Source organism: Umezawaea sp., from assembly GCF_057122925.1.
Window position 1 is genome coordinate 85,939 of sequence record NZ_DBNGPQ010000094.1, and the last position, 6,051, is coordinate 91,989.

The 6,051-nt window shown below is 71.8% G+C and carries 7 protein-coding genes; 4 read left to right on the forward strand and 3 right to left on the reverse strand.

The genetic code is table 11. The annotated features are described in order from the left end of the window. Position 1 precedes the first annotated feature (1 nt). Positions 2–1,441: a dihydrolipoyl dehydrogenase family protein gene (locus AC156L_RS21665; protein ID WP_330878906.1), complete on the forward strand. Its 1,440-nt coding sequence runs from the start codon at positions 2–4 to the stop codon at positions 1,439–1,441. 122 nt (positions 1,442–1,563) lie between these two features. Here the strand turns inward: AC156L_RS21665 and AC156L_RS21670 are convergent, their stop codons facing one another. Further along, a complete protein-coding gene (locus AC156L_RS21670; RefSeq protein WP_484407205.1) occupies positions 1,564–1,839 on the reverse strand; it encodes an SbtR family transcriptional regulator in 276 nt (91 codons plus the stop codon). 1,004 nt (positions 1,840–2,843) lie between these two features. Here AC156L_RS21670 and AC156L_RS21675 point away from each other — a divergent pair. Genes AC156L_RS21675 through AC156L_RS21685 form a run of 3 tightly spaced genes read left to right on the forward strand, consistent with a single transcriptional unit; the run spans position 2,844 to position 5,347 of the window. Beyond that, a complete protein-coding gene (locus AC156L_RS21675) occupies positions 2,844–4,187 on the forward strand; it encodes an SUMF1/EgtB/PvdO family nonheme iron enzyme (RefSeq protein ID WP_330878905.1) in 1,344 nt (447 codons plus the stop codon). Beyond that, positions 4,184–4,705 carry a pyridoxamine 5'-phosphate oxidase family protein gene (locus tag AC156L_RS21680; protein WP_330878904.1) on the forward strand — a complete coding sequence of 174 codons (522 nt, stop codon included), beginning with the start codon at positions 4,184–4,186 and terminating at the stop codon, positions 4,703–4,705. The genes AC156L_RS21675 and AC156L_RS21680 overlap by 4 nt, the downstream gene beginning before the upstream one ends. 9 nt (positions 4,706–4,714) lie before the next feature. Next, entirely contained in the window at positions 4,715–5,347 is a 633-nt protein-coding gene (locus AC156L_RS21685) for a LysE family translocator (RefSeq protein WP_330878903.1), read from the forward strand. 2 nt (positions 5,348–5,349) lie between these two features. On the opposite strand, the gene AC156L_RS21690 is transcribed toward AC156L_RS21685, so the two are convergent. Together AC156L_RS21690 and AC156L_RS21695 are read right to left on the reverse strand one after the other, a co-directional pair. After that, positions 5,350–5,574 (reverse strand): hypothetical protein, encoded by a 225-nt coding sequence (locus AC156L_RS21690; protein ID WP_330878902.1) that lies wholly within the window; start codon positions 5,572–5,574, stop codon positions 5,350–5,352. A gap of 253 nt (positions 5,575–5,827) precedes the next feature. Further along, the coding region (locus AC156L_RS21695; RefSeq protein ID WP_484407204.1) for a BTAD domain-containing putative transcriptional regulator at positions 5,828–6,051 on the reverse strand (224 nt) is incomplete at its 5' end.

Below are 6,051 nucleotides of genomic sequence, written 5' to 3' on the forward strand. Positions count from 1 at the left end.
CGTGGGCGCCGCGACCTACGACGTCGTCGTCATCGGCGCGGGTCCCGTCGGCGAGAACGTGGCCGACCGGGTGGTGCGGGGCGGGCTGACCGCCGCCGTGGTCGAGCGCGAGCTGGTCGGCGGCGAGTGCTCCTACTGGGCCTGCATGCCCACCAAGGCGCTGCTGCGCGGCGGTGCGGCGCTGCGGGCCGCCCGGCAGGTGCCCGGCGCGCGCGAGGCGGTGACGGGGGAGCTGGACGTGGCTGCCGTGCTCCGCCGCCGCGACGCGTTCGCCTCGAACTGGCGGGACGACGGGCAGGTGTCCTGGCTGGAGCGGATCGGCGTTCCGCTGCACCGGGGGCACGGCCGGATCACCTCCGCCCGCGTGGTCGAGGTGACCGGCGAGGACGGGGCCACGACCACGGTGACCGCCCGGCACGCGGTCGTCGTCGCGACCGGGAGCGGCGCGCTGGTCCCGGACGTCGAGGGTCTGCGCGACGCGGCACCGTGGACCAGCAGGGAGGCCGCCGCCGCGAGGAGCGTTCCCGGCAGGCTCGCCGTCATCGGCGGCGGGGTGGTGGCGTCGGAGATGGCCACCGCGTTCAACGGGCTCGGGTCGTCGGTGACGGTGCTGGCCCGTGACGGCGTGCTGCCCCTCGCGGAGCCGTTCGTCGGTGAGGCGGTCGTGGAGTCGTTGCGGGACAGGGGTGTCTCGGTCCGCGTCGGCGCCGAGGCCCGGTCGGTGGAGCGCGCCGGCGACGGAACGGTGTCCATCACGCTCACCACCGGCGAGCAGGTGGAGGCCGATGAACTCCTGGTCGCGGTCGGCCGCACGCCGAACACCGCGGACATCGGCCTGGACGCCGTCGGACTGGAGCCGGGTTCCTGGCTCACCGTCGACGACACGCTGCGGGTCGTCGGTGCCGGTGGCGAACCGGTCGACGGCGGCAGGCTCTACGCCGCAGGCGACGTGAACCGGCGCGTCCTGCTGACCCACCAGGGCAAGTACCAGGCGCGGGCCGTGGGCGACGTGATCGTGGCGCGGGCCGGGGGAGGAGCGGTCGAGGACGGTCGGTGGGGCGGGCACGCGGCCACGGCCGACGAGCGCGCGGTGCCGCAGGTGGTGTTCACCGACCCGGAGGTCGCGTCGGTGGGCCTCACCGCGTCCGCCGCCGAGGCCGCCGGGCTGCGGATCCGGGTGGTGGACCACGACCTGGCCGCCGTCGCCGGGGCCTCCCTGCACGCCGAGGGGTACCGGGGGCACGCGCGGATGGTCGTCGACGAGGACCGGCGGGTGGTCGTCGGGTTCACGCTCGTCGGCCCGGACGTGGCCGAACTCCTGCACGCCGCGACGATCGCCGTCGTCGGTGAGGTTCCGCTGGACCGGTTGTGGCACGCGGTTCCCGCGTTCCCGACCGTGAGCGAGGTGTGGCTGCGGCTGCTGGAGGCCTACGGCCGCTGACCCGTGCGGACGGTCGGCGCGGGGGCGCGGTGCGGACCGAGCGGGCCGCACCCGGCGGTGCGGTGCCCGTCCCCGTCACCGGGTGAGGCGGGCCGCGCCCGGCGGTGCGGTGCCCGTCCCCGTCACCGGGTGGGGCGGGCCACCGCCCGGTGGAGCTGGGCGTCGTCCAGCGGCGCGCGGGGCAGGTCGTGCCGGTTGGTGGCGCGGAACCCGTCGAGCACCACGTGCAGGTGCCGCCGCCAGGCCTGCGACGCGACCCCGCTGGTGGCCTCGACGATCCTGCCGCTCGCCCGCAGCGGCACGACGACGTCGGCGCTGGTGACGTCGGGGCGCAGGGCGCCCGCTCGCTGGGCGTCGGAGAGGGCGCGTTCGGCGGGCAGGCAGGGGCGGTCGTGCAGCGCCTCGGTGCGCTCGTCGTCGGGGAGCGCCGCGCGCGATCCCTTCGAGCGAGGCCGTCACGCCCTGTTCGGCGAAGGCGGTGCGGGCGTGGCCGATGAGCAGTTCGCGGTTGAGGCGCGCGTCGCGGCGGGAGGGCGGCGGCGAGCGGTCTGCGGCCGACGTGGCGCGACCCCACCAACGGTGAGCGGAGCGCCGGGTCGACGGCGGTGTGGCGCCCGACCAGGGGTGGACCTCGCTGTCGAGGACCGAGCGGCCTTTCGACCGCTCGTGGTTTCCGGGTTCGGCGGCTCGATCATTGTTTCTCGTGAAATGGTCGTCTTCCTCCTGTCGGTTCGCTCGGGTCGAGGGGAGCGGTCGACCGCGGTGGAGTCGCGTCGGAGGTGATCGAGCAACTCGTGGTGGTGAGGGTTCGGTGGTGGGTCGTGCGCCGTCGCGGGTGTTCGTTGCGGCGGTGTTGTGCACGTTTTTCCACGGTGACTTTCCGCGGTTCGAGTTCGTTAATTTTCGCGGTGGGAGTGAATCGGGTAATCGCAGTTGAAAGGCGTGCAAAGAGGCCTCACGAGGTGTTCTTCAATGCTGCTGGTCCTTCTGGGTGAACCTGTAGGGGGGTGTAGCGGAGCCCTGTTCTCGTCGCTACGTTGGGTTTCAGGACCTGCTGGGGAGCGACTCTGGGGAGTCATGGTCATGACACGCTTTTCACCGCACTGTCGGCCGGGTTCATTCGCGCTTCCGCTATTCGACGCAGATTTGGCGTGACAAGCGTCTGAGTTCAATACCTCTTTTCCCGCTGGGTTCCGCGCCGGTGTGGTTTCGCCGGTGCGGTTGTGTGGAGCGATCGAAATCGAGAGGAGGAGTGCTATGACGAACGAGGAGTTCATCGGTTCCCGCGAGGCGGGCGAGGCGGCGACCAAGTGGTGACAGCCGCCCAGTGAGTGACAACGGGCGTCGGGTGGCGACCGCAACGCCACCCGACGCTCTCACCAGCCAGAGTAGGGGAATTCACGTGTTCGGTGAACTGGTTGAGCCGGTGGCCCTGTCGACCCTCGACGACCAGGCGTACGCGGATCGGTTGAGGGGGCTGGAGGAGGCCGTCGACCGGAGCGCCGATTCCGACCCGCTGGTCCGGTACCTGTGCGACCTGACCGCGGGTCACCCCGACTGGAACGTGCGCCGCATCGCGGTCGAGGCGCTCGCCGCCCGGTTCACCGGGTCCGCCGAGGCCAGGGAGGCGATCAGCGAAGCCACGCACGACGACGTCGACTGGGTCGCGTTCACCGCGATCAAGTCGGCCGGTGAGCACCGCATCCCGGAAGCGGTCGAGCACATGATCAGGATCTCCGGGTGGCCCAGCAACTTCAGCAAGCCCGCGTACGCGCGCAAGCCGGTCGGCTGCGGCGCGGCGTTCACCAAGAGGGCGCTGTGGGACTTCTTCGGCACCCGCGACCCGGACCGGTTGCGGCGCTTGGAGGACGAGCACTTCGCCGACAAGCACGCCGCGGTGCGCGCAGCGCGACGGGAACCCGACCTGCGCGACGCCGTCCTGGTACCGGGCGGTCCCTTCATCGCCGGGGCCAACGTGCAGGAGATCGGTCCGTTCCAGATGGACAACACCGACAACCCGCTGCGGGTGGTCGAGGTCGAGTCGTTCCACATCGACCGCACCGCGGTCACCAACGCGCGGTACGCCGAGTTCCTCGCCGACGCCAGGGGCGGCGCCGAGTTCGCCCACCCCGACGAGCCACCCGGCAAGGACTACACACCCGCGCACTGGCGTGATCCGCGCTTCAACGAACCGACGCTGCCGGTGGTCGGCGTCGACTGGTACGACGCGTACGCGTTCGCCCGCTGGGCGGGCGGCAGGCTGCCGTCGGAGGACGAGTGGGAGAAGGCGGCCAGGGGCACCGACGCCCGCGTGTACCCGTGGGGCGACGAGTGGGACCGGGCGAAGGCGCAGTGCGTCCTGTCCGCGTACGAGCACGACGAGCTGCGCGACCTGGCGGAACTGGAGGAACTGCTCGTGCGCACCACCACGACCTGGCCGAAGCGGCCGGTGCTGCCCGCGGACTCGCTGCCCGCCGGGGCGAGCCCCCACGGTGCCCTGAACATGGCGGGCAACGTCTGGGAGATCACCAGGACGAACTTCTTCTCCAAGTCCGACATGGCGCCGTTCTTCCAGGGCCGCAAGGGATCGACGTTCATGAACCGGCCCGAGGCCTTCCACGTGCTGCGGGGCGGTACGTGGACCTCTCCACCGGTCTGCCTCACGACCTTCTACCGCGGCAAGGACCTGCTCACCGACCGGCACAACGAGGTCGGCTTCCGCTGCGTGTACGAGGTGGCGAGGTGACCGTCAACCGGGACATCAGGGCACGCAGGGTCCACTTCAGGCGGGAGAACGGGGTCTTCGGGCCGTTCGACGGCGCCCAGTTCGACGTGGAGCGGTTCCTCGCCCGCCCGCTGGTCGGCCGCATCGCGCTCAACGGGCCGGTGATCCGACCGTTCTGGTACATCTGGGAGGACCAGGCCTTCTGGAAGCTCACGGGGGCCTGGTCCGTCCTGGAGCAGCGACTGGCGGTCGACCCGGAGTTCGAACTGGTCATCGACACCTGTGACTACGACACGGGCGAGACCCGGCAGGTCATCGCGCACGGCAAGGCCTCGGTGGTCGACTTCGACGTGCCGCGCGGCAGGCGCATCCTCACGCGCTACGCGGGCCCGCACGAGGACGACTGGGACCCGCGCTTCCAGCTCCGCCCCGACCCGTCGGCGTTCGGCACCAAGCTGTGCAGGATGGTTCCCGACGACATCTGGACGGTGGAGCTGAGCTACCGCCCGGCGTGGCCCGATCGCCCCCGAGAGCGGTAGGCCGGGGAGATGCCGCCGCTGTCGAACGCGCTGCTCTTCACCGCCGCCACCGTCGCGCTGCTCCTGATGCCGGGCCCCGCCGTGGTCTACATCGTGACGAGGAGCGTCGCCCAGGGCCGCACCGCGGGCCTCGTGTCGGTGCTCGGCATCCACGTGGGGACCCTGTTCTACGTGGTCGCCACCGCGTTGGGCCTCTCCGCCCTGCTCTCCGCCTCGTCGACGGCCTTCCACGTCATCAAGTACCTGGGCGCGGCCTACCTCATCTGGCTGGGGATCGAGAAGCTCCGGCTCAGCAGGGACACTGCCGCGAGCACGGGCGAGCCACCGCCGTCCTCGATGAACCGGATCTTCGGCCAGGGTGTGGTCGTAGCGCTGCTCAACCCCAAGACCATGATCTTCTTCGCCGCGTTCCTGCCCCAGTTCCTCGATCCGGCCCGCGGTTCGCTGGGAACGCAGATAGCGTTCTTCTGCGCACTGTTCGTCGCGCTGGGAGTCCTCAGCGACGGCACGTACGCGGTGCTGGCCAGCGCGCTGGCGGGCAAGATCCGCAGGACCGCGCGCCGCCGTCGCACGCTGGAGGTCTCCAGCGGCGTCGTCTACGTGCTCCTCGGCGTCTTCGCGGGCACCCTGTCCGAGGCCTGAGCTCAACCGGCTCCACCGCCGCCGTGGTGGAGCCGGTGGTGCTGGGCGAGCAGGTCGCGGCCGTGGTCGTCGCCGTTGGGCGAGCGGACGATGGTGTGGACGTGGAACCGGGCGGGTTCGGGGTTGGTCTCGACGCGCGGCGACCGTCCCAGTGGGAACTCGCCCTCGCGGTCGGGGTCGGGGGTGCGGTGGAACGCCAGGGCCACCTCGGGATCGCGTCCGTCCACAGGCGCCACTCCCCGGCGGTGCCCCGACCACCCTCCGGCGGGGAGCGAGACCGTCCAGGTAGGACAGTGCCGCCGCGCTCTCGACCTGCACCACGAGCCGGACCTCCTCGTCACCGGACCGCGGGTGGTCGCCGAGCGCCGCCAGACCTCACCGGCCCGCCCGCTCGACCACCCCGTCGTGCGAGGTCGGGCTGGTCCAGCCCGACCTCGACGAACTCGAACCGGTCCTGCCGCCCGCGGGCCGGGGCCGCCGTCAGCCGAAGCTGGGTGCGCCGATGAGCCGCCACCGGTTCTCCAGGTGGTTGACCCCACCCGCGGGACGGCCCTGCGGCGGGACGCGCACGGAGTCGGGGTTGTCGGCGGTGCGCAGGATGTGCTGCTGGACGTGGCGGAGTTCTTCGCCGGGTTCGCTGCCGAGTTGTTCGACGAGCATCTTGCGGATGGTCAGGAAGGCGGCGAGGGCGTCGGATTGGCGGC